The organism is Pseudonocardia sp. DxW, assembly GCF_058448985.1.
The window spans coordinates 1-21,282 of the sequence record NZ_JBZFLK010000004.1; the positions used below are offsets into that span (position 1 = coordinate 1).

23 protein-coding genes and 1 tRNA gene are annotated in these 21,282 nt (G+C 72.5%); 16 read left to right on the forward strand and 8 right to left on the reverse strand.

The genetic code is table 11. The features are described from left to right. The first annotated feature begins 285 nt into the window (after positions 1-285). Positions 286-1,158 carry an alpha/beta fold hydrolase gene (locus ACVJO7_RS07245; protein ID WP_491672221.1) on the forward strand — a complete coding sequence of 291 codons (873 nt, stop codon included), beginning with the start codon at positions 286-288 and terminating at the stop codon, positions 1,156-1,158. A 242-nt stretch (positions 1,159-1,400) separates the two neighbouring features. Continuing rightward, positions 1,401-2,546 (forward strand): potassium channel family protein, encoded by a 1,146-nt coding sequence (locus ACVJO7_RS07250; RefSeq protein ID WP_491672222.1) that lies wholly within the window; start codon positions 1,401-1,403, stop codon positions 2,544-2,546. Between the two features lie 45 nt (positions 2,547-2,591). Here the strand turns inward: ACVJO7_RS07250 and ACVJO7_RS07255 are convergent, their stop codons facing one another. Next, positions 2,592-3,869: a glycosyltransferase gene (locus tag ACVJO7_RS07255; protein ID WP_491672223.1), complete on the reverse strand. Its 1,278-nt coding sequence runs from the start codon at positions 3,867-3,869 to the stop codon at positions 2,592-2,594. Positions 3,870-4,016: 147 nt separating this feature from the next. On the opposite strand from ACVJO7_RS07255, the gene ACVJO7_RS07260 reads away from it, so the two are divergent. Next, positions 4,017-4,340: a tyrosine-type recombinase/integrase gene (locus tag ACVJO7_RS07260; protein WP_491672224.1), complete on the forward strand. Its 324-nt coding sequence runs from the start codon at positions 4,017-4,019 to the stop codon at positions 4,338-4,340. 23 nt (positions 4,341-4,363) lie between these two features. Here the strand turns inward: ACVJO7_RS07260 and ACVJO7_RS07265 are convergent. Continuing rightward, positions 4,364-4,449 (reverse strand) — tRNA-Ser (locus ACVJO7_RS07265). A gap of 115 nt (positions 4,450-4,564) precedes the next feature. Between ACVJO7_RS07265 and ypfJ the strand changes: the two genes are divergently transcribed. Beyond that, complete coding sequence (gene ypfJ, locus ACVJO7_RS07270) at positions 4,565-5,521, forward strand: KPN_02809 family neutral zinc metallopeptidase (RefSeq protein WP_491672225.1); 957 nt, start codon at positions 4,565-4,567, stop codon at positions 5,519-5,521. A 183-nt stretch (positions 5,522-5,704) separates the two neighbouring features. Here the strand turns inward: ypfJ and ACVJO7_RS07275 are convergent, their stop codons facing one another. After that, entirely contained in the window at positions 5,705-6,406 is a 702-nt protein-coding gene (locus ACVJO7_RS07275) for a GNAT family N-acetyltransferase (protein WP_491672226.1), read from the reverse strand. A gap of 43 nt (positions 6,407-6,449) precedes the next feature. Here ACVJO7_RS07275 and ACVJO7_RS07280 point away from each other — a divergent pair, with 43 nt between their 5' ends. The 6 genes from ACVJO7_RS07280 to ACVJO7_RS07305 all read left to right on the forward strand — a co-directional run bounded on the left by ACVJO7_RS07280 (position 6,450) and on the right by ACVJO7_RS07305 (position 11,750). Continuing rightward, on the forward strand, positions 6,450-7,442 hold the full coding sequence (locus ACVJO7_RS07280) for an NAD(P)H-quinone oxidoreductase (RefSeq protein ID WP_491672227.1): 993 nt from the start codon (positions 6,450-6,452) through the stop codon (positions 7,440-7,442). 43 nt (positions 7,443-7,485) lie between these two features. After that, a complete protein-coding gene (locus tag ACVJO7_RS07285) occupies positions 7,486-8,043 on the forward strand; it encodes a bacterial proteasome activator family protein (protein ID WP_358480865.1) in 558 nt (185 codons plus the stop codon). An 85-nt stretch (positions 8,044-8,128) separates the two neighbouring features. Then, positions 8,129-8,998 carry a galactan export ABC transporter permease subunit Wzm/RfbD gene (wzm, locus tag ACVJO7_RS07290; protein WP_425563633.1) on the forward strand — a complete coding sequence of 290 codons (870 nt, stop codon included), beginning with the start codon at positions 8,129-8,131 and terminating at the stop codon, positions 8,996-8,998. A gap of 5 nt (positions 8,999-9,003) precedes the next feature. Further along, positions 9,004-9,756, forward strand: coding sequence for a galactan export ABC transporter ATP-binding subunit Wzt/RfbE (gene wzt / locus ACVJO7_RS07295; RefSeq protein ID WP_344024377.1), 753 nt, complete (start codon positions 9,004-9,006; stop codon positions 9,754-9,756). Then, positions 9,753-10,658 (forward strand): galactofuranosyltransferase GlfT1, encoded by a 906-nt coding sequence (gene glfT1 / locus ACVJO7_RS07300; RefSeq protein ID WP_344024297.1) that lies wholly within the window; start codon positions 9,753-9,755, stop codon positions 10,656-10,658. Before wzt ends, glfT1 begins: the two co-directional genes overlap by 4 nt. A gap of 171 nt (positions 10,659-10,829) precedes the next feature. Beyond that, positions 10,830-11,750: a type IV toxin-antitoxin system AbiEi family antitoxin domain-containing protein gene (locus ACVJO7_RS07305; RefSeq protein WP_491672228.1), complete on the forward strand. Its 921-nt coding sequence runs from the start codon at positions 10,830-10,832 to the stop codon at positions 11,748-11,750. A 90-nt stretch (positions 11,751-11,840) separates the two neighbouring features. On the opposite strand, the gene ACVJO7_RS07310 is transcribed toward ACVJO7_RS07305, so the two are convergent. Next, positions 11,841-12,290, reverse strand: coding sequence for a GtrA family protein (locus ACVJO7_RS07310; RefSeq protein WP_491672229.1), 450 nt, complete (start codon positions 12,288-12,290; stop codon positions 11,841-11,843). A 194-nt stretch (positions 12,291-12,484) separates the two neighbouring features. Between ACVJO7_RS07310 and ACVJO7_RS07315 the strand changes: the two genes are divergently transcribed. The 4 genes from ACVJO7_RS07315 to ACVJO7_RS07330 are packed head-to-tail and all read left to right on the forward strand — an operon-like array spanning position 12,485 to position 15,091. After that, positions 12,485-13,144 carry a hypothetical protein gene (locus tag ACVJO7_RS07315; protein WP_491672230.1) on the forward strand — a complete coding sequence of 220 codons (660 nt, stop codon included), beginning with the start codon at positions 12,485-12,487 and terminating at the stop codon, positions 13,142-13,144. After that, entirely contained in the window at positions 13,141-13,455 is a 315-nt protein-coding gene (locus ACVJO7_RS07320) for a transcriptional regulator (protein WP_344024287.1), read from the forward strand. Before ACVJO7_RS07315 ends, ACVJO7_RS07320 begins: the two co-directional genes overlap by 4 nt. Continuing rightward, positions 13,452-14,324, forward strand: a complete 873-nt coding sequence (locus ACVJO7_RS07325; protein ID WP_344024285.1) for an ABC transporter ATP-binding protein — start codon at positions 13,452-13,454, stop codon at positions 14,322-14,324. The genes ACVJO7_RS07320 and ACVJO7_RS07325 overlap by 4 nt, the downstream gene beginning before the upstream one ends. Then, on the forward strand, positions 14,321-15,091 hold the full coding sequence (locus ACVJO7_RS07330) for an ABC transporter permease (RefSeq protein ID WP_344024283.1): 771 nt from the start codon (positions 14,321-14,323) through the stop codon (positions 15,089-15,091). Before ACVJO7_RS07325 ends, ACVJO7_RS07330 begins: the two co-directional genes overlap by 4 nt. Before the next feature lie 51 nt (positions 15,092-15,142). Here ACVJO7_RS07330 and ACVJO7_RS07335 read toward each other — a convergent pair whose 3' ends face one another. Together ACVJO7_RS07335 and ACVJO7_RS07340 are read right to left on the reverse strand one after the other, a co-directional pair. Beyond that, positions 15,143-15,745 (reverse strand): DUF1707 domain-containing protein, encoded by a 603-nt coding sequence (locus ACVJO7_RS07335; protein ID WP_344024281.1) that lies wholly within the window; start codon positions 15,743-15,745, stop codon positions 15,143-15,145. 27 nt (positions 15,746-15,772) lie between these two features. Next, the gene (locus tag ACVJO7_RS07340; RefSeq protein WP_491672231.1) at positions 15,773-17,587 is read right to left on the reverse strand and encodes a hypothetical protein; all 1,815 of its coding nucleotides are present in this window, start codon (positions 17,585-17,587) and stop codon (positions 15,773-15,775) included. Positions 17,588-17,707: 120 nt separating this feature from the next. Here ACVJO7_RS07340 and dprE1 point away from each other — a divergent pair, with 120 nt between their 5' ends. Both dprE1 and dprE2 read left to right on the forward strand, forming a co-directional pair. After that, the gene (dprE1, locus tag ACVJO7_RS07345; RefSeq protein ID WP_491672232.1) at positions 17,708-19,105 is read left to right on the forward strand and encodes a decaprenylphosphoryl-beta-D-ribose oxidase; all 1,398 of its coding nucleotides are present in this window, start codon (positions 17,708-17,710) and stop codon (positions 19,103-19,105) included. Positions 19,106-19,125: 20 nt separating this feature from the next. Further along, the gene (dprE2, locus tag ACVJO7_RS07350) at positions 19,126-19,881 is read left to right on the forward strand and encodes a decaprenylphospho-beta-D-erythro-pentofuranosid-2-ulose 2-reductase (protein WP_491672233.1); all 756 of its coding nucleotides are present in this window, start codon (positions 19,126-19,128) and stop codon (positions 19,879-19,881) included. Between the two features lie 6 nt (positions 19,882-19,887). Here dprE2 and ACVJO7_RS07355 read toward each other — a convergent pair whose 3' ends face one another. Both ACVJO7_RS07355 and ACVJO7_RS07360 read right to left on the reverse strand, forming a co-directional pair. Continuing rightward, the gene (locus tag ACVJO7_RS07355) at positions 19,888-20,538 is read right to left on the reverse strand and encodes a nitroreductase family protein (RefSeq protein WP_491672234.1); all 651 of its coding nucleotides are present in this window, start codon (positions 20,536-20,538) and stop codon (positions 19,888-19,890) included. Positions 20,539-20,563: 25 nt separating this feature from the next. Further along, positions 20,564-21,241, reverse strand: a complete 678-nt coding sequence (locus ACVJO7_RS07360; RefSeq protein WP_491672235.1) for a hypothetical protein — start codon at positions 21,239-21,241, stop codon at positions 20,564-20,566. Between the last annotated feature and the right edge of the window lie 41 nt (positions 21,242-21,282).

Below are 21,282 nucleotides of genomic sequence, written 5' to 3' on the forward strand. Positions count from 1 at the left end.
AAGATCAAGACTGCACCAGCGAGATGATCACAGTACCGAGCACGCCACCCGAACGTGACGCGCCGTGACACCACCGCATCTGTGCCAGAGCCGGAGATCGGACAGACCCCTGGTGCCCGCGTCGCGCCACCTGCAACGGGCGGTGATCGTGGTCGAGTCCCGATCTTTGCGCAATCGTGACGATCGGGGGCGTGGGAGGGGCGCAACTACGGGGAATACGCTCCACCTCGGTGTGCCGGGAAGTCTGGTCGGCGAACAGTTCATGCTGTCGCCGAAAGGGTCGTGGTGGAGATCTACCGCTCGGAATCCGGTCGCCGGTTGGTGCAGGAGTGGTGTCGGCGGGAGCTCACGGGCGCCTTGCCCTCCGCGCAGCGCCGCGTGGTCGAGACGTCCTTGGGACCGACCCACCTGACCAGCGTGGGCTCCGGTGCGCCGGTCGTCCTGCTACCGGGAACGAACTGCGGAGCGGCGACGTCGCTGCCGTTGATCTCGGCGCTCGGGACCTCGTTCCAGGTGACCGTTGTGGACCTGCCGGGCCAGCCGGGGCTGAGTTTGGGCGTGCGCCCGAACGACGACCTCGTCGCCCAGCACCGGCAATGGCTCGCACAGGTGTTCACCGAAGTCGGGCGTGCGGGTCGACCGCTGCTGGTCATAGGTGAGTCCCTCGGTGCTGCGATCGCCCTGTGTGCCGAACCCGGTCCGCACATCGGGGGTCTTGTACTGGTCGTCCCGGCCGGGCTCATCGGTGCCCGCGTTGACCTGATGACGCTCGCGGCGACGCTGCCGTGGCTGATGCGGCCGACCCCGGGGCGGGCTGCACGGCTGATCGAGACGATGTCCGGTGGCGCGACGCTCCTCGACCGTGATCGGCTGGTGGAGTGGATGACCATGGTTCCGAAGCACGCTCGCAGCAGCCTGGCTCCTGCTCCGCTCCCGAACGGCGTGCTGACCGCATGGAGGAGCACACCGTGTCGAATCCTCGCAGGTGGGAAGGATCGGTTCTACGCACCTCGGCGTCTCGTCGAGCCCGCGCGGAGAACGTTGCATGCCAGCACCACCGTCGTCGCCGATGCCGGCCACCTGTTGACACACACCGCGCCGGACGTCGTCGCTGACGTGACCATGGAGATGCACCAGCTCATCGGCGATGCCGCCTGACTGCAGCCGACCACTCCGATATGCGATCCGACCAGTGGGCACGACACACGAGGGTGCGGGTCCCCGGCTCGGCTACGGCGGCACTCGCTGCTCGCCTCGTCATCGGCCGGTCGAGCTTACCGATCCGACGGCGCCGGTCAGGGCCCGTCCGACGTCCGTGACCAGGATCGGTGATCGTCACCGTGCTCCGACGTCGATCGCGCAGGTCTGCCCTCGGTCAGGAGACCGGGGGTTCGCTGCAGATGCCGGACCTGCGACCGGGCCCGGCACGTTCCCTGCTGGTCAGGTTGGTGATCGCCGTGCTCACCGTCGTGGCCATGACGCTGATCGTCTACGCCGGTCGCGACGGCTACGTCGACAGCGTCGACGACGAGGTCACGTTGATCAATACGCTCTACTACGCGACGGTGTCGCTGTCGACGACCGGTTACGGCGATGTTCTCCCGGTCACTCCGGGCGCCCGGGCCGTGAACATCGCGGTGATCACCCCGCTGCGGGTGCTGTTCCTGATCGTCCTCGTCGGGACGACCGTCGAGCTGCTCACCGAGCGGTCCCGGCAGGCGTTCCGGATCCAGCGCTGGAGGTCCCGCGTGCGCGAGCACACCGTCGTCGTCGGATACGGCACCAAGGGCCGGGCCGCGGTCGAGACGCTGCTGGGCGACGGCGTCGAGCCGGAGAAGATCGTGGTGGTGGACACCGACCGGTCCCGGCTCGACGTCGCGTCCGGGCTGGGCCTGGTGACCGTGTCGGGCAACGCGACCCGGTCGGCGGTGCTGCGGATCGCCGGGGTGCAGCTGGCGACGACGCTGGTCGTGGCCCTGGACCGGGACGACACCGCGGTGCTGGTCACGCTGACCGCCCGCGAGCTGTCCCGGTCGATCTCGATCGTCGCGGCGGTCCGGGAGGCGGAGAACGTGCACCTGCTCCGCCAGGCAGGGGCCAGCTCGGTGATCGTCTCGGAGGAGACGGCGGGCCGGCTGCTGGGCGTCGCGACCCGGACCCCGGCCGTCGTCGAGGTGGTCGAGGACCTGCTGACGCCCGACGTGGGCTTCGCCATCTCACAGCGACCCGTCGAACCCGCCGAGGTCGGCGGGTCGCCGCGACACCTGCCCGACATCGTGCTCGGCGTCATCCGGAACGACCGACTCCACCGGGTGGATGCGACGACCGTGGACACCGTGGAACCCGGCGACCAGCTGCTCTACGTTCGCAGCGCAGCCTCGCCGGCGACCGCGGACGACGCGCTGTCGCGTGCGGCCACACCGAGCACTCCCACATTGCGTGGCAGTGAGGCAGGCCGTGTACAGCACGACCCGGAACCGTCCACGCGGCCGGGCGCCGACCAGCAGGGCCACGCCGGTCGTCGCGGCCGGCGAAGAAGCGGCTGACGCTGAAGCAGCGCTCCGCGAGACACTAGTCTGGCGACCGCCAGGTCAGCCTTCGGTCTCCCTGTGGCCATCGCTGACCGAGCAGACTCGTTCCACCACGTCCACGCCGTTCGCGAGGCCGTCCTCAGCGCGGATCATGCGACCGAGCCGGGACGCGTTGACCTGGTAGTCGTCACTCCGGACGAGCTCGCCGAGCCGACCGGCGAGTCCGTCGACCACCTTCCTTCTCGGCAGGGGCGCCGGGCCGGCACCGACCGCGTGAACACGTGCCCCCCAGAACGGTTGGTCACCGAGGAACGGGCAGACCAGCGTCGGTTTCCCGGCACGCAGCCCGGCCGCGGTCGAACCGGCACCACCGTGGTGGACGACCGCGGACACGCGGTCGAACAGCCAGTCGTGGGGTACGGAGTCGACCACGAACACATCGTCGGACTCCGCCGCCCCCGCGCGAAGACCACCCCAGCCGGTGGCGATCACCGCTCGCAGCCGGTTCACCCGAAGCGCCCGGAGAACAGCATCGTGCCGCTCATCGGCACGCTTGCCGAATCCCATCGAACCGAATCCGACGTATACCGGTGCGACTCCGGCGGAGAGGAAGTCGGTCAGCCCGGTATCCGGCCGCCAGGAAGGGTCACGCGGGAGGAACCAGTAGCCGGTGACGTGCGCCGAGGCCGGGAAGTCGCCCGGTACCGGCAGGAGATGCCTGCTGTAGGGGTACAGGACGTGCACCGGTGAGCCGTCCGGACCTCGCAGCGGGTCGGTGAACCTGCCGATCCTCCCCAGCCCGATCCGGCGACGGAAGTCATTGATCATGCCGCCGTACATCACCGTCGCCGCTCGGGTGAATGCGAAGGAGGCGCGATTGGCGCGAGCCCCGAGCGACGCGCCACCGAGGAACGGGATCGAGAAGTCCCCGGTCGGGGTGTAGAAGGGAAGCGGGATGGACAGCACCCCGGGGACACCCAACGCTTCGGCCATGTGCGGGCCTGCGAGGCATTTGGGGTGATACACGATGATGTCCGGCCTGTCGGTCTGCGCAGCTGCCCACTGCTCGTCGACGTGCTCGCGCATCGCCTCCCGCATGAGGGGCAGGCTGCGCAGGGCGTCGCGGGCTCCGCTCAGCTCGCGCATGACCTCCTGCAACATCGCGAGCATGCGCGAGCCCGCCGGGCGAAGATCGACGCCCGCTGCCTCGACGAGGTCGCGGAAGCCATCCGGCACCGCCAACGACACATCATGGCCACGACGGCGCAGCGCAGCCCCGAACGCGGCATAGGGCTGGATGTCGCCACGGGTACCGAAGCTGGTGACGAGAACGCGCACGAGACCACCCTGTCGGGTCACCCGGACATGACCGGGCACGGATCATGAATCGCCGACCAGACTTCCCGGCACACCGTGCGGAAACATACAGCGCCAGGACGCCGACCGGGAGAGATCGCCGGGGACCGCTGGACCGAGGCCGGTCTCGTGTTCACCGCACCGCTGGGCGGGCACGTCTCACCACGCACGCTGGCCGCGCAGTGGCACGTGATCCGGACGGCGGCCGGCCTCGGGCGTACGCGGTTCCACGATCTGCGGCACACAGCGGTGTCGCTGCTACTCGCCCTCGGGGTTCCGCCGCACGTCGTCCGGGAGATCGTCGGGCACAGCGACGTCAAGGTCACCATGACCGTCTACGCCCACGGCAACCTCGATGAGAAGGCCGCCGCTCTGACCCAGCTGAGTACCGCTGTTACCGGCGCGTTGCTGTCACCAGTTGCTGTCAGCGAGGGGCAGGAGGACCGATCGTGATCGTCGATCATGGGCCTGACCTGTGGCGGAAGCGGGGGGATTCGAACCCCCGGTCCTTTCGGACGCTCGCTTTCAAGGCGAGTGCATTCGGCCGCTCTGCCACGCTTCCGCGGGGAAGGCTACCGGTCCCCCTGGACGCGCGGATCCACCCCGACGCGCCGAGCGCTCGTGTGCCGTTGCACGGCGTGTGGTGGGATCTTCCCGACTCGTCAGGGGAGGTCGACGTGCGGTTCGACGAGAACGCCCGGCTGGACACGTCCGGGGTGGACGACCTGCGTGGATCCGGCGGCCGGGGCGGCGGGATCGGCGGGGGCATCGGTGGCGGCGTCGGCGGGCGGGTCGCCGGGGCCGGCGGCGGGCTCGGCATCGTCGGCGTGATCATCTATCTGCTGCTGTCGAACTTCGCGGGCGTCGACCTGGGCGGGATGGCGGCCGGCGGCGGCTACCCGGGCCTGGACCAGGTCGGCTCGGGGCAGACCGCGTCGACGTCGTCGTTGGAGCAGAACTGCGCGAACGGGGCGTCCGCGAACGACTCGACGGACTGCCGGATGGTCGCCGTCGCGAACTCGCTGGACGACTACTGGGCGACCCAGTTCAGCTCCGGGTTCGAGCGTCCCCGGACGAACTTCTTCTCCGGTGGCGTCAGCACCGGTGGCTGCGGGGCGGCGTCGTCGGACAGCGGGCCGTTCTACTGCCCGGCGGACTCGGAGATCTATATCGACCTGACGTTCTTCCGGGACCTGCAGACCCGGTTCGGCGCCCAGGGCGGCCCGTTCTCGCAGGCGTACGTGATGGCCCACGAGTACGGGCACCACATCCAGAACCTGACCGGCGACCTGCAGCGGGCGGGCCGCGAGACCGGCCCGGAGTCGGGCAAGGTCCGGCTCGAGCTGCAGGCCGACTGCTACGCGGGGGTCTGGGCGCACCACGCGACGACGGTGCCCGGCGAGTCCGGACGGCCGCTGATCACCGAGCTGACCCAGGCCGACATCGACGCGGCGCTGGACACCGCGTCCCGGATCGGCGACGACTTCATCCAGGAGAACCTCGGCTCCGGCCGGGTCGACGAGTCGCAGTTCTCGCACGGGACGTCCGAGCAGCGCGAGCGGTGGTTCACGACCGGGCTGGACACCGGCGACCCGCGGGCCTGCGACACGTTCTCCGCCCGCGACCTCGGGTAGACCGGGCGCGGCCGGGTCCGCTCGATCGTCTCGCACCCCGCGCGCGGCGGCGCACCGTGTACAGCCGGTGCCGCGCCGCAGCCGGGGTGCGGCGTCCCGGACACGGGGTGCGACGTCCCGGACACGGGGTGCGAGGTCGGACACGGGGTGCGACCCGGCCCGCTCCGGCCCGCTCCGACCCGATCACCCCCCGCGCGGCGGCTCCGCACCGAGGAACCCGGCCAGCTCACCGGTGTACCCCTCCACCACCGGCTCCCACCCCGGCCGGACGAACTCCGCGGGCGTCAGCAGCAGCCGGTGCTGCACCTCCCGCACCCCGCGGGCCGCGTTCAGCGAGGTCCCGTCGGCGCGGTAGCCCAGCCGGTGCGACACCGTGGCCGAGGCGCCGTTGCCCTCGACGTAGTCGGAGCGGGCCGTCGTCGCGCCGAGGTGGTCGAACGCGAACGCCAGCACGGCGGCCCGCATCTCGGTGCCGTATCCCGCGCCCTGGTACCGGATGCCCAGGTAGGAGCCGGTGTGCACGCCGCGCAGCAGGCCGAACCGGTCGGCGGTCAGGCTCTGCAGACCGATCACCCGGCCGGCGCGGCGCACCACCAGGTGCAGCGCCCACGACTCCGGACCGGTCCGGGCTCGCTCGGACCAGAAGTACTGCGCGACCCCGCGGCCGAGGTAGCGCGGATCGGCGTCGGTCCACGGCACAGCGAACGGCATCTCCGACGCCGGATGGACCCCCGTCGCGTGCAGCATCGTGATCAGCTCGCGCACCGACCCGTCGTCGTCGGGACGCAGTTCGAGCCGTGGGGTCCGCAGTACCAGCCCGCGTGGCGGCCACGGGTCGGGCACCGGGTCGATCGGGGCGGGCAGCCGGTCCACGACGGGTGACACTGCCGGATCGCACCCGCTGCCGCGACGGAATACCGTCGGCCCCATGAAGGCGATCACCCTGGCGGAGTACGGCGGCCCCGAGCAGATGACCTGGACCGAGGTCGCGGATCCGGAGCCGGGGCCCGGCGAGGTCGTGCTCGACGTCGTCGCGTCCGCGGTGAACCGGGCCGACCTGCTGCAGGTGCAGGGCAACTACCCGGTCCCGCCGGGCGCATCCGACATCGTCGGCCTGGAGTGTTCGGGCCGGATCGCCGCGCTCGGCGAGGGCGTCACCGGCTGGGCCGTCGGCGACGAGGTGTGCGCGCTGCTGGCCGGCGGCGGCTACGCGCAGAAGGTCGCCGTGCCCGCGGTGCAGCTGCTGCCGATCCCGGACGGCGTCTCGGTCGAGGACGCCGGCGGGCTGCCCGAGGTGGCCTGCACCGTCCGGTCGAACGTGTTCATGGAGGGCCGGCTGGCCGCCGGCGAGACGTTCCTGGTGCAGGGCGGCTCGTCCGGCATCGGGACGCACGCGATCCAGGTGGCGAAGGCGTTCGGCGCCCGGGTCGCCGCCACCGCGGGCACCCCGGACCGGATCCAGTTCTGCCGCGACCTGGGTGCGGACATCGTCATCGACTACCACGACGACGTCGCCGAGGAACTGAAGAAGGCCACCGACGGGCACGGCGCCGACGTCATCCTGGACAACATGGGCGCCAAGGGCCTGGCGAACAACCTGTCCGCGCTGGCCCGCGACGGCCGTCTGATGATCATCGGCATGCAGGGCGGGGTGAAGGCCGAGCTGAACATCGGTGCGCTGCTGGCCAAGCGCGGCCACATCTCGGCGATGGGCCTGCGCGGACGCCCGGTGACCGGCCCGAACTCGAAGGCCGAGATCGTCGAGCAGGTGCGCGAGCAGGTGTGGCCGCTGTTCGGGGCGGGGGAGGTCCGTCCGGTCGTCTTCGAGCGGTTCTCGATGGCCGACGCCGCCGACGCGCACCGCAGGCTGGCCGAGGGCGGTGTCACCGGGAAGCTGCTGCTGCTGAACCCGGACGCCTGATCGGCATGATCCCCGCTGCGCGGTGCCGCCCGGCAGGGCCAGAATGGCCCCCATGAGCGACGAGCAGGAGACCCCCGACGAGCGGGTCGTGGTGGTCGGCGCCGACGGCCGTCCGGTGGGCATGGCGAAGATCCCCTCCGGCGACGACGAGGCCGAGCAGCAGAGTCCGGCGAGCATGGTCGAGCAGCCCGCAAAGGTCATGCGGATCGGCACGATGATCAAGCAGCTGCTGGAGGAGGTGAAAGCGGCACCGCTGGACGAGGCGTCCCGCAGCAGGCTGAAGGAGATCCACGAGAACTCCGTGAAGGAGCTCGAGGAGGGGCTCGCCCCGGAGCTGCGCGAGGAGCTGCAGCGGCTGAGCCTGCCGTTCACCGCGGACGAGACGCCGTCCGAGGGCGAGCTGCGGATCGCGCAGGCGCAGCTGGTCGGCTGGCTGGAGGGGCTGTTCCACGGCATCCAGACGGCGCTGTTCGCCCAGCAGATGGCCGCCCGCGCACAGCTGGAGCAGATGCGCCGTGGCCTGCCGCCGGGCGTCGGTGGCGGGCCGGATCAGGCCGGAGTCCCCGAGGGTCTGGGCCGGGGCACCGGCCAGTACCTCTGAGCTGCACTTCTGAGCTGCACTTCGCGGTGCCCGGCAGGGGCCTCCCCGGCCGGGCCCCGCGGAGCGCTCTGAGTACCCTCGTCGGGTGGCCGTGACCGTGACCGACAACGAGCCGGGCGATCTCGTCGACCCGTCCGAGGTGTCGAGCCCGCGCAGCTGGCGCCGGGCGTTCGCGGATCTCGCGGCCGGCTGGCGTCAGCGCCCGCTGTGGGGCTACCTCGGCTGGCAGGACATCAAGCAGCGCTACCGCCGCTCGGTGCTCGGCCCGCTGTGGATCTCGATCAGCATGGGCGTCATTGCGCTCGGGCTGGGCATCCTCTACTCGGCGCTGTTCGACATCCCGATCGCGACGTTCCTGCCGCACGTCGCCGTCGGGCTGCTGATCTGGAACTTCGTGTCCGGCTGCATCCTCGAGGGCAGCGAGGTCTTCATCTCCAACGAGGGCCTGATCAAGTTCCTGCCGGCGCCGCTGAGCCTGCACATCTACCGGCTGGTCTGGCGGCAGACGCTGTTCTTCCTGCACAACCTGGTCGTCTGGGTCGTGCTGATGATCATCTTCCCGCATCCGCTGGGCCTGTCGTCGCTGCTCGCGGTGCCCGCGTTCGTGCTGCTCGCGATCAACGGCGCCTGGGTCGCGATCCTGGCCGGGATCCTGGCGACCCGGTTCCGGGACATCCCGCCGATCATCGCCAGCGTGACCCAGCTGGTCTTCTACCTGACCCCGATCGTCTGGTCGGTCGACATCCTCCGGGACAACGAGGCCGCCCGCGAGCGGGCCAGCCTGGTCGAGTTCAACCCGGTCTTTCACTTCGTGGAGATCGTCCGCCAGCCGCTGCTCGGGCAGGAGATCGTCGGCCGGTACTGGCTGGTCACCGGCGTCATCACGATCGTCGGCTGGACCGCAGCGCTAGTCTGCCTGCGCAACTACCGCTCCCGCGTCGCGTACTGGGTGTGAACACCGTGCCGGAACCGTCCATCCGCATCGACCGCGCCGCCGTCGACTTCCCGATCTTCGACGCGAAGACCCGGTCGCTGAAGAAGGCCGTCCTCGGCCGGGCCGGCGGCCGGATCGGCACCGAGTCGAAGGTCCCGATCATCGAGGCGCTGCGGGACATCACCGTCACCCTCTCCAAGGGCGACCGGGTCGCGCTGGTCGGCCACAACGGCGCCGGGAAGTCCACCCTGCTGCGCCTGATGGCGGGCATCTACGAGCCGACCCGGGGCCGGTCGGCGGTGCGCGGCAAGGTCGCGCCGGTCTTCGATCTCGCCGTCGGCATGGACCCGGAGATCTCCGGCTACGACAACATCCTCATCCGCGGCCTGTTCCTGGGCATGACGCGCAAGCAGATGGAGGAGCGGATCGACGACATCGCCGAGTTCACCGAGCTCGGCGACTACCTCGAGATGCCGCTGCGCGCCTACTCGACGGGCATGCGGGTGCGGCTCGCGCTCGGCGTCGTCACCTCGATCGACCCCGACATCCTGCTGCTCGACGAGGGCATCGGCGCCGTCGACGCCGAGTTCCTCGACAAGGCCCGCGGCCGGCTGCACGAGCTCGTCGACCGCTCCGGGATCCTGGTGTTCGCCTCGCACTCCGACGAGTTCCTGGCCGACCTGTGCGACACCGCGCTGTGGATGGAGCACGGGACGATCAAGGAGTACGGCCCGCTGCAGGACGTGCTGGACGCCTACAAGGGGCGGACCCACTCGTGACCTCGCCGCTCGCGCCCGGCTCCGTCGTCGGCGTGATCGTCACCCGGCACCGGGCCGGGATGCTGGTCGACTCGCTGAACGCGATGGCGAAGCAGTCCCACCCGCTGGCGCACCTGATCGTCGTCGACAACGGGCCCGACCAGCCTGCCCGCGACGCCGTCGACGCCTGCCCGCTGCCGACCACCTGGCTGCCGTCGTGGACGAACCTGGGCGGCGCCGGCGGGTTCGCGCTGGGCATGCTGCACGCGCTGGCGATGGGAGCGGACTGGGTCTTCCTCGCCGACGACGACGGCCACGCCGCCGACGCCTCCACCCTCGCCACCCTGCTCGACGTCGCGCAGCGGCACGATCTCGCCGCGGTCTCGCCGGTGGTCGCCGACAAGGCCGACCCGGACCGGCTGGCGTTCCCGCTGCGGCGCGGCGTCACCTGGCACCGCAGCCGTTCCGCGCTCGGCGACGACGACCTGCTGCCCGGCATCGCCTCGTTCTTCAATGGTGCCCTGTTCCGCGCCTCGACGCTCGAGGTGATCGGGGTGCCGGACCTGCGGCTGTTCGTCCGGGGCGACGAGGTCGAGATGCACCGCCGGATGGTGCGCTCCGGTCTCCCGTTCGGCACCGCCCTGCACGCCGCCTACCTGCACCCCTACGGCTCGGACGAGTTCAAGCCGATGCTCGGCGGGCGGTTGCACGCGCAGGACCCGGGCGACGCGGTGAAGCGCTACTACACCTACCGCAACCGCGGCTACCTGATGAGCCAGCCCGGGATGCGCCGGATCGGCCTGCTGGAGCTGCCCCGGTTCGCCTGGTACTTCCTGGTGACCAAGCGCGACCCACGCGCCTTCCGGGACTGGCTCCGCCTCCTGAACCAGGGCCGCAACGAGCGCTTCCACCGCGCTCCCTGACCGGCCGCACACCCGGACACCGCGCCGCACACCTGCTGCAGCAGGTGTGTCGCACGGTCAGGGGGTGTGCACCTCTGTCCACAGGGAGGGGTGGTTGTCCACAGGTTGGGGGGTTGGGGGTGCGGGGGCGCTTCCTGGGTGTGGGGTGGGGTGGTGGATGCGTCGTTGCGGGTGGGAGCGGACGGACTGGTCCGCCGGGCGGCGCTGGTCGCCGACGGGTTCGACGGGGCCGAGATCGACCGGATGCTGCGCTCCGGTGTGCTCGTCGCGGTGCGCCGTGGCGTGTACCGGCTCGCCGGGGGTGACTTGCCGCGGGCCGAGGACGACCATCGGCTACGGGCCCGGGCCGCAGGGCCCGGGCTGGTGTCCGGGGCGGTCTTCGGCTTCGTGACGGCGGCGGTGCTGCTGGAGCTACCGGTCTGGCGGATCCCGCTGCGACGGCTGCACGTGGTGCGCGACCGGTCGAACGGCGCACGGATCCGCGGCGACCTGCAGATCCACGGCGGCCGGCTCCCCGAGGGCGACGTTCTGGAACTCGCCGGCGGGTTGCGGGTGACCTCACCGGCCAGGACGGTCGTCGATCTGGCCCGCACCGTTGCGGCGCCGCAGGCACTGGTCACGCTCGACGGGGCGCTGCACCGCCGGGTCGTCGCCGAGCGGGCCCGGCGGCCGGATCCCGCAGCGGCGACGACCGGCGAGATCATCCGGGCGCTGGGGGCCTCGGCGAACTGGTCCGGGTCCCGGGCGGCTCGGCGCGCGGTCGCGTTCGCCGACGGACGCAGCGAGAGCCCCGGGGAGACACTCAGCCGGTTCCGCATGCACGTCGCCGGACTCCCGGCACCGGCCCTGCAGTGGCCGGTCCCGGGCACCCGGCTCCGTACCGATTTCGCGTGGCCGGACCGGGGGGTCGTCGGTGAGTTCGACGGTCGCACGAAGTACGGCCGCTCGCTACGCCCCGGCGCAGACCCGACCGAGGTGCTGTGGCAGGAGAAGCGCCGGGAGGACCGGATCCGGGCGGAGGGTCTCACCGTCGTCCGGTGGACGTTCCGGAGATCGACGATCCCGGCCCGAACGGCATGGCCGCCCGCCTGAGGCCCCTCGTCGGCCCGTGACCTCACACCGGTTTACTCCGCCGCACACCTGTTGCAGCGGGTGTGCGGCGCAGGGAAGGGGTGTGCGGCGTCAGTTCTTGAAGATGACGTAGCGGAGCATCACGAAGTTGATCGCGGTGGCGGTGCCCTGGGCGACCAGCCAGGCCAGCGAGGTGTCGTGGTCCAGCGGCGGGAGCAGGTACAGGACGAGCGAGTTCATCCCGACGTTCACCGCGAACGTCGTGCCGTAGAGGGCGACGAAGCCGGCGAAGCGGCCCTTGCCGCCGGTGTTGGCGCCGGTGAAGGTGAACCGCTTGTTGAGCAGGTACGCGGTCGTCGTGCCGAGGATGAAGCTGATCCCCTTGGACACCGGGACCCACAGACCGAGGTTCAGCAGCAGGTGGTAGATCCCGAAGTCGACCATCGCGGCGAGCACACCGACGACGACGAAGCTCCCGAGCTGGCTGACCAGTCCGCGGCGCGGGGCGGGCACCGCGTCGGGTGCCGGGCTCTCGGCCCGCGAGGGCTCGGTGGCGGTCACGCATCGAGGGTAGCGGCGCGCAACGCCCGGCCGGTCGGCGACCCGCCGTGCCGGGCCACCACACCGGTCACGACCTGCGCGGACACCGTCCCGCGCGGCACGCACGCCGGCTCGGACATCGGGTTCGGCCGACCCGGGAAACGGGTCCGGTTCGGCCGGAGCGGACAGCCGCCCCCTGGGCACCGCCAAGCACTTTGCGCTACAAACTAGGCACGAAGACAAACTACTCCGCGCTGGAGGAGACGATGCAGGACCGGCCGAGCACCGACGTCGGCGACGAGCCACCGGCCTCGCCGGCCGACGCCCTGGCGATCATCGAACGCGAGCAGGCCCGCCGGACGCCGGACTTCGCCCCGTACTTCCTGTTCTGGGGCGTGGCCTGGCTGCTGATCGGGCTCGCCTGGTTCGCCGACCGCGCCGGTCTCGGACCCGCCGTGGACGCCTGGGCGGTCACCGGTATCACGGTCGGCATCGCGATCGTGCTGAGCGCGGTGATCGGGATCCGGATGGGCCGCGGCGTGCAGGGCACCTCCAGCCGGTTCGGCGCCATGTACGGCGTCGGCTGGATGGTCGCGATGATCGGTACCGGTGCGATCGCCGCGGCGTTCGCACCGGCCGTCACTCCGAGCGGCGCGAACCCGTTCCCGGTGCTCTTCGTGTTCGTCGTCGGCGTGCTCTACATGGCGACCGGCGCCTTCGTGCACAGCGCCGTCGACTACTGGACGGGCCTGACCGTGCAGGCGGTCGCCGTCGTCACCGCGTTCGCCCCCGACCCGTGGAACTCCCTGGTGATGGGTCTCGGCGGCGGCGGCGCGCTGATCGTCGCCGGACTCCTGCACCGGAGGGCGCGGTGACCGAGCTCGATCCGGTCATCCACGCCCAGGCCCGGCTGCGCGTCACCGCCACCCTCGCGACGCTGCCGGACGGCGACCGGATGACGTTCCCCCGGCTCCAGGAGCTCCTGGAGATGACCGCCGGGAACCTGTCGACCCACCTGCGGAAGCTGGAGGACGCCGGCTACGTCGCGATCACGAAGACGCACCAGCGCCGCACCCCGGTCACCTTCGTCGAACTGACGAGAAGCGGTCGCCGGGCGTTCGAGGACTACACGACCGCGCTGCGGGCACTGCTCGCGCCGCAGTCCGGCACCGAGGTCGGACGATGACGGCACCGGTGGAGCTCGCCGGGGTCAGCCGTCGCTACGGCGACACCGTCGCGCTCGACGAGGTCGACCTCACCCTCGAGCCCGGCAGCCTCACCGGGCTGCTCGGACCGAACGGCGCGGGCAAGTCGACCCTGGTCAACCTGGTCGCCGGTCTCCGCCGGGCCGACTCCGGCACGGTCCGGCTGTTCGGCGGCGACCCGCGGGACGCGGCCAGCCGGGTCGCGCTGGGCACCACGCCCCAGCAGACCGGACTGCCCGAGACGCTGCGGGTCGGCGAAGTGCTGCGCTTCGTCTCCGGGCACTTCCCGGATCCGGTCCCGGCCGGCGAGCTGCTGGAGCGGTTCGGCCTGGGCGGCCTGGAACGCCGGCAGACCGGCGGACTGTCCGGTGGCCAGAAGCGGCGGCTCGCCGTCGCGCTGGCCTTCTGCGGGCGGCCCCGGCTGGTGCTGCTCGACGAGCCGACCACCGGGCTGGACGTCGAGGGGCGCCGGGCGCTGTGGGACGCCGTCCGCGACTTCCACGCCGGCGGCGGGACCGTCCTGCTCACCACCCACTACCTGGACGAGATCGAGAACCTCGCCGAGCGGGTGGTGGTGCTCGCCGCCGGCCGGATCCGGGCCGACGGCGACGTCGGCGCCGTGCGCGGGGCGGTCCGGCGCAGCCGGGTCACGCTGCACGCGCCGCTGCTGCCCGAGCTGCCGGGCGTCGAGCACGCCGAACGGGACGGGGACCGCTGGACCCTGCACACCGCGGACGCCGACGAGCTGGTCCGCACCCTGGTCCGCCACGACGTCGCGTTCTCCGATCTCGGCGTGCAGCGGGCGTCCCTGGAGGACGCCTTCCTGTCACTCACCGGAGGCACCCGATGAGCACCCGCACCGCGCCCCGCCCGGCCGCCGCACTGGTCGCCGCGCACGTCCGCTACCTGGTGCTCGAACAGCTCCGGATCCCGATCGCGGTGCTGTCCTCGGCGCTGTTCCCGGCGCTGACGCTGCTGTTCTTCGTGCTGCCGTTCGACTACTCGCAGGATCCGGCCGCGGCCACCGCGGCGGTCGCGCAGCTGGCCCTGTTCGGGGTGCTGACCGGGTTCCTGTTCACCTTCGGCGTCGGTGTCGCCGACGACCGGGAGAAGCCGTGGGACCCCTACCTGCGGACGCTCCCGGCGCCGGCGGCGGCCCGGATCGTGGCCCGGCTGGCGTGCGGCGGCTTCTTCGCGCTGCTCTCGGTGCTGCCGGTGCTCGTGGTGGGCGCGCTGTTCACCGCGGCGACGGTGCCACCGGGCCGGATGCTCGGCGCGGTCGCGATGCTGGCGCTCGGCGGGCTGCCGTTCCTGCTCGGCGGCCTCGCGATCGGCTACTCGCTGCCGACGAAGGTCGCGCTGCCGGTGGTGCAGCTGGTGTTCTTCCCGATGGCGTTCGGCGGCGGGCTGCTGCTGCCGCCCGCGCTGTTCCCGGACTGGATGCAGGTCGTGTCGTCGCTGCTGCCCACCCGCGGTGCCCGTGACCTGCTGATCCTCAGCCTCGGCGGGCCCACCCCGGGGCTCCTGACGGTGCTCGCCTTCGCCGGCTGGACGGTGCTGGCGGCGCTGGTCGCGGGCTGGGCCTACCGGCGCGACGAGGGCCGCCGCTTCCGCTGAGCCACCCGGAGCGGCCCCGAGGGGGGTCGGGACCGCGCCGGGACCCGCAGGTCAGAAGTGCCGGCCGGCGAACGTGTAGCGGGTGCGGACGGTCACCGAGCCGGCGGAGGTGCGGCCGTAGACCCGGAAGTGCGGACGCCCGTGCACCGGCCGGGACGCCACCTTCGAGCGGATCGAGCCGAACGACGAGACCAGGCCGTCGACGTCGGCGGTGGCGTGCTCGGGCACCAGCAGCCGGGCCGAACCGGCGCCGAGCTCCAGCTCCACCTCGACCACCGGCGAGGGCAGCTCGGCCTCGCAGAAGTCCAGCAGCACCGAGCCGAACGAGCTCTGCACCCGCAGCCGGGGCGGGACGTTCCAGCGCCCGCGCCGCTTGAGCGGGCCGACCCCGCCGCGCAGCACCGTGGGCGGGCCGACCGGGGTGGCGAGGACGTCGGCGCTCAGGTTCAGCGGATCACCGGGCAGATCGGACAGCACCGGCAGCAGGTCCGCGCCGAACCGGGCCGCGTAGACGGTGCTCAGCCGCTCCTGCAGCTCGTCCACCGAGATGCGGCCCTCCGCCATGGCCCGGTTGAGCCGTTCGGCGGCACGCTCGCGGTCGGCGTCGGAGATCCTGATCTCGCGCCGCTCGCCGGGAACCCGCGGACCGTCCACGTGTCCAGGGTAAACGGCCACCGGTGCTCAGCCGACCGGGGCGGCGGCGGGGAGCCGGAACACCCACGCCCCGCCGTCGAACCGGCCCGGATCGCCGGTCACCCGGCGGGTCCACTCGACGACGCGGTCCTCGTCGCCGCCGTCGACCGCCCGGCCCGGCACCATCACCACCGCGGTGATCCCCAGCCGGCGCAGCTCGGCGTCCGCCTCGGCGGCGTAGCCGTCACTGGGGTCGTTCTTGCCGTCGGCGACCCACTGCGCGCCGATCTGGTAGCGGTTCCAGCGGCTCTGCACGACGACGTCGTCCTCCGGGTCGGAGGCGATGAAGTAGCCGCCGCGGATCCGGAAGTCCGGCCCGGACGCCGCCTGCCAGCGCAGGCCCTGCGCGCCGTCGTCCCAGGCGGCGGTGATCCGCGGGTAGATCTCGACGACGTCGGCCGGGCCGAGCCCGCCCGCCCCGGCGGCGAAGAACTCCGGGACCGGGGCCGGCCGGACCTCCTGGGCGTCCGCGGGCAGCCAGCTGAGCAGCGCGAACCCGGTGAGCGCCAGCGCGCCGACCCGGGTGCCCGGCGGGGCGAGCGGCATCCGGTCGATCCAGATGGCGACCACCGCGGCCACGCACAGCGCGGTGACGACCTGGATCCGCACCGGCTCGATGTCGCTGAGCAGCGGCACTCGGGCGAGACCCAGCCAGAGCAGCGGGATCCCGGTCTCCCGGCCGAACAGCACCACCGCGGTGCCGAGCGAGCACAGCCAGGACAGCGCGGCGACCGCCGCCAGCACCCGCAGCGCCGTCGAGCGGACCACCACCACCGCGACGACCACCAGCGCCAGCATCGCCAGCCCGACGTAGCCGCCCTGCTCCCCGATGTGCCCGCGCAGCTGCTCGCCGGTCACGTCCGGGGTCAGCCGGAACGCCGTCATCCGGGTCGGGACCAGCACGTTCGCCAGATCCGCCCCGGTCGCGTGCACGTTGCGGATCGCCGCGCGCGGCCGGTTCGGCCCGGCCAGCACCAGGTACAGCGGGTAGGCGCCGACCGCGGCGAACACCCCGACGCAGGCCACCCCGGCCCGGACCAGGCCGGGCAGCCGGGCCCGGACCCGCCGCGGGTACCGCAGCGCCAGCAGCAGTGCCGTCAGCACCAGCAGGATGACGCCGATCGCCAGGGTCTGGGTGTACAGCACGAGCTGGCCGGCGAACGCCAGTCCGGCCAGCCCGCCGACCAGCCACGGCCGGGCGACCGGGCCGCGGCCGAACAGGTGGTGGGCGAGCAGGAGCAGCAGCGGCGGCAGCACCGACCAGGTGAGGTTCAGGTGCCCGGCGACGGCGTGCGCGAGATGGAACGGGGAGAACGCGTACAGCGCCCCGGCGACGCCGCGGGCCGCCCAGCCGCGCGGGCCCGCGGACCGCACGAACGGGCCGAGCGCGGCGACCAGCAGCAGCCCGGACACGACCGGCCCGAGCACGACGCCGACGTTGAACGCGGCCACCGAGCCGGCCGCCACGGTGACCGGGGCGAGCAGCACGCCGAGCAGCGGGACCGCGGTGTTCCACAGCGCGTTCAGCCCGTACGGCCAGTGCATCCAGTCGGTGAGCAGCGGGTTCTCGCCGTGCGCCGTCGCGAACGGGAGCCAGTTCAGCCACCAGGCGAACATGTCGGCGTCGGCGGTGACGTGCCCGATCAGCACCCCGCCCGGGTCGGCCAGCGCGCGCCGCTGCAGCCACAGCGAGACCAGCAGGTAGCCGATGCCGAGCAGCAGGTACCAGCCCGCCGCGGTGGCCCGGGTGCGCCGCGGCGGCAGCGCGCCCAGGGCACGCGGGGCCTGCCGCTCGTCCAGCACCTGCCCAGTGTGGCGCCTCCCACCCCGCGACCGGTCACCGCGGTGCCGGGTACGCGCGGTGACAGCACGGCGGTTGCACCGCGACGAGCCCGCCCGGGACGGGTGTCTACCCTGGGCCCGGTGACGGACACGACCGTTCCCGGCAGCCTCCGGTCCGGGACACCCACCCGCCGGACCACCGCCCTGCACGGCTGGGGACGGACCGCACCCACGCTCGCGCAGCTGGTCACCCCGCGCGACGCCGAGGACGTCGCCACGGCGGTGCGCACCGCGGGCGAGCGGGGCGTGATCGCCCGCGGCCTGGGCCGGTCCTACGGCGACCCGGCGCAGAACGCCGGCGGCGTCGTCCTGGACATGCCCGGCCTGGACCGGATCCACTCGATCGACCCGGACACCGGCGTCGCCGACGTCGATGCGGGCGTCTCGCTGGACCAGCTGATGCGCGCCGCGCTGCCGCACGGGCTGTGGGTCCCGGTGCTGCCCGGCACCCGCCAGGTCACCATCGGCGGCGCGATCGGCGCCGACGTGCACGGCAAGAACCACCACACCAAGGGCAGCTTCGGCAACCACGTCGAGTGGCTGCAGATCGTCCTCGCCGACGGTTCGGTGCACGAGCTGACCCCGGACTCGGAGCTGTTCTGGGCCACCGTCGGCGGGATGGGCCTGACCGGGGTGATCGTCCGGGCGCGGATCCGGCTGCACCGCACCGAGTCGGCGTACTTCGTCGTCGACACCGACCGGACCGACGACCTGGACGGCCTGCTGGAGCTGCTCACCGACGGCTCCGACGACACCTACGGCTACTCCGCCGCCTGGTTCGACACCACCACGACCGGCGCCCGGCTGGGCCGCAGCGTGCTCACCCGCGGCTCGCTCGCGACCGTCGACCAGCTGCCCGCGAAGCTGCGCTCGGACCCGCTGAAGTTCGACGCGCCGCAGCTGCTCAGCTTCCCGGACGCCTTCCCCAACGGCCTGATCAACAAGCTGTCGGTGCGCGCGTTCAGCGAGCTGTGGTTCCGCAAGGCACCCCGCCGCCAGCGCGGCTCGGTGCAGAACATCACCGCGTTCTACCAGGTGCTCGACGTGTTCGGCGGCTGGAACCGGATCTACGGGTCCAAGGGGTTCCTGCAGTACCAGTTCGTGGTGCCGCGCGGCGAGGAGACGGCGCTGCGCCGGATCGTCGAGCGGATCTCGCAGTCGCCGTTCGACTCGGCGCTGAACGTGTTCAAGCGGTTCGGCGCCGGGAACGACGCACCGCTGTCGTTCCCGACCGAGGGCTGGACGATCACCGTCGACTTCCCGATCACCGACGGCCTGTCCCGGTTCTGCACCGAGCTCGACGAGCTGGTGCTCGCCGCCGGCGGCCGGCTGTACCTGGCGAAGGAGTCGCGGACCTCGCCGGAGGCGTTCGCAGCCGGCTACCCGCGGTTCGACGAGTGGAAGACCATCCGCGACGCCGCCGACCCGTCGGGCGTCTTCGCCTCCGACATGTCCCGCCGCCTCAAGCTCACCCTCTGACCCCTGGAGTTCTCCGAACCATGATCGACGCCGTGGGCAATCCGCAGAGCATTCTGCTGCTCGGTGGCACCTCCGAGATCGGCCTGGCCACCGTCCGCGCGTTCGCGTCGGACCGCCCGATGCGGGTGGTGCTGGCCGCCCGGCCCGGGCCCCGGCGGGACGCCGCCCGGACCGAGCTGGAGGCGCTGGGCTGCGGGGTGGAGACCCTCGAGTTCGACGCCGCGCAGCTCGACACGCACGCCGAGGTGGTGCGCAAGGCGTTCGCCGGCGGTGACATCGACGTCGCGATCGTCGCGTTCGGCCTGCTCGGCGACAACGAGCGGGCCTGGACCGACGTCGAGCACGCCGTCGAGCTCGCCCAGGTCAACTACACCGCGACCGTCTCCACCGGGGTCGCGCTGGCCGAGCGGTTCCGCGAGCAGGGGCACGGCTCGATCGTCGCGATCTCCTCGGTCGCCGGGGAACGCGCCCGCCGCTCGAACTTCGTCTACGGCTCGACGAAGGCCGGGATGGACGCGTTCTACACCGGACTGACCGAGGCGCTGCGCGAGCACGGCGTGACCGTCACGATCGTGCGTCCCGGGTTCGTGCACTCGAAGATGACCGACGGCCTCGACCCGGCCCCGCTGGCGACCACGCCGCAGGCGGTCGCGGACGTGATCACCGACGCGGTGCGCAACCGCAAGGAGCTGGTGTGGGCACCGGCGCCGATGCGGTTCGTGATGAGCGCGCTGCGGCACGTGCCGCGGCCGATCTTCCGGAAGCTGCCGATCTGACCCGGCTCACCAGCCGTCGACGTGCAGGACGGTGTCGAGCGGCGCCCGCTTCGCGGGCTTGAAGGTGTCCCCGGTGTAGTACGCGACGGGCAGCAGGACGCCCTGGCGGACGTCGTCGGGGACGCCCAGGAGCTGCGAGATCTCCTTCTCGTACTTCAGGTGCAGGGTGGTCCACGCGCTGCCCAGCCCGCGCGCCCGCAGCGCCAGCTGCAGGCTCCACGCGGCCGGCAGCAGCGACCCCCACAGACCCGCCTGGTTCGACGCCGGCAGCTCGGCCGACGCCTGCAGCGCGCCGATCACCAGGACCGGGGCCTCCCCCATCCGCTCCGCGAGGTAGGTCGCGCTGTCGGCGACCCGGCTCTGGACGACGTCCCGCTCGGTGTCGCCGGTCGACCGGTTGGTGGGGTACGTCGGGCCGTTCCGGTACGCGGTGTAGGACTCGCGGTAGTACTCGCCGATCGCCTTGCGCTTGTCCGGGTCGGTCACGACCAGCCAGTGCCAGCCCTGCTGGTTGGAGCCGCTGGGCGCCTGCAGGGCGACCTCGAGGGCGTCCCGGACGACGTCCAGCGGGACGTCGCGGGTGAGATCGAGGCGCTTGCGGACCGAACGGGTGGTGGAGAGCAGCTCGTCGGGGCCGAGGGGAAGAACGTCGCTCATGACAACTATCTTGCCCCCTTCGCCGTCAGCCGGGCTTGCGAAGCACGAACACCGCCCGCTCGCCGCTGCCGACGGCCATGCTCAACCGGCCCGACGAGCGCTGCGCCCTGGTCGCGGTCAGGCGCGGGTCGAGCAGCGCCGGGACGCCGCCGTAGGGCGGGCGGGTCAGCCCGTCCGAACCCTCACGGACGACGTCGAACCCGGTGGCGGTGAGGATCTCCCGGATCCGGACGTGCCCCCGCGGATGGCGCGGCGGGACCCAGCGCGCACCGGCCAGCTCGCGGCCGCGGCCCTCGGCGTCGGCGGCGACGACGAGCGCGTGCCCGCCCGGTTCCAGCACCCGGAACCAGCCGCCGGGCCCGGTGTCACCGGCCAGCGCGTCGTCCGGGAGCCGGTCCAGCACCTCGACGGCGGTCAGCGCGGCGATCGCGCCGGGCAGGTCGTCGAGCCGGCGGTGCACCGGGCAGCCGGGGGCACCGGACCGCATCGCGTCCGCCTCCGCATCGGACCCGGCCAGGCCGGACGCCGGGCCGAGCCGGGCGAGACCGGCGAGCAGCAGCCCGCCGGCCCCGGCGACGTCGAGATACGGCCCGCGACCGAGGTGACGGCGGACCAGGCGCAGGTACCAGTGCAGGGCCGCGGTGTCCGGCGGGGCGGGTGCGGGATCCGGCAGGTCGGCGCGGGAGGGGCTGGTCGGAGTCATCGGTCCACAGGAGTCGGCGGGATCGGGCGGGCTCATTCTCC

Bases quoted from the DNA above. Each gene is read 5' to 3' on its own strand.
- ACVJO7_RS07250 (WP_491672222.1), top strand. From the start codon at position 1,401: ATGCCGGACCTGCGACCGGGCCCGGCACGTTCCCTGCTGGTCAGGTTG.
- ACVJO7_RS07280 (WP_491672227.1), top strand. From the start codon at position 6,450: ATGAAGGCGATCACCCTGGCGGAGTACGGCGGCCCCGAGCAGATGACC.
- ACVJO7_RS07285 (WP_358480865.1), top strand. From the start codon at position 7,486: ATGGCCCCCATGAGCGACGAGCAGGAGACCCCCGACGAGCGGGTCGTG.
- ACVJO7_RS07325 (WP_344024285.1), top strand. From the start codon at position 13,452: ATGACGGCACCGGTGGAGCTCGCCGGGGTCAGCCGTCGCTACGGCGAC.
- ACVJO7_RS07330 (WP_344024283.1), top strand. From the start codon at position 14,321: ATGAGCACCCGCACCGCGCCCCGCCCGGCCGCCGCACTGGTCGCCGCG.
- dprE2 (WP_491672233.1), top strand. From the start codon at position 19,126: ATGATCGACGCCGTGGGCAATCCGCAGAGCATTCTGCTGCTCGGTGGC.
- ACVJO7_RS07355 (WP_491672234.1), bottom strand. From the start codon at position 20,538: ATGAGCGACGTTCTTCCCCTCGGCCCCGACGAGCTGCTCTCCACCACC.
- ACVJO7_RS07360 (WP_491672235.1), bottom strand. From the start codon at position 21,241: ATGACTCCGACCAGCCCCTCCCGCGCCGACCTGCCGGATCCCGCACCC.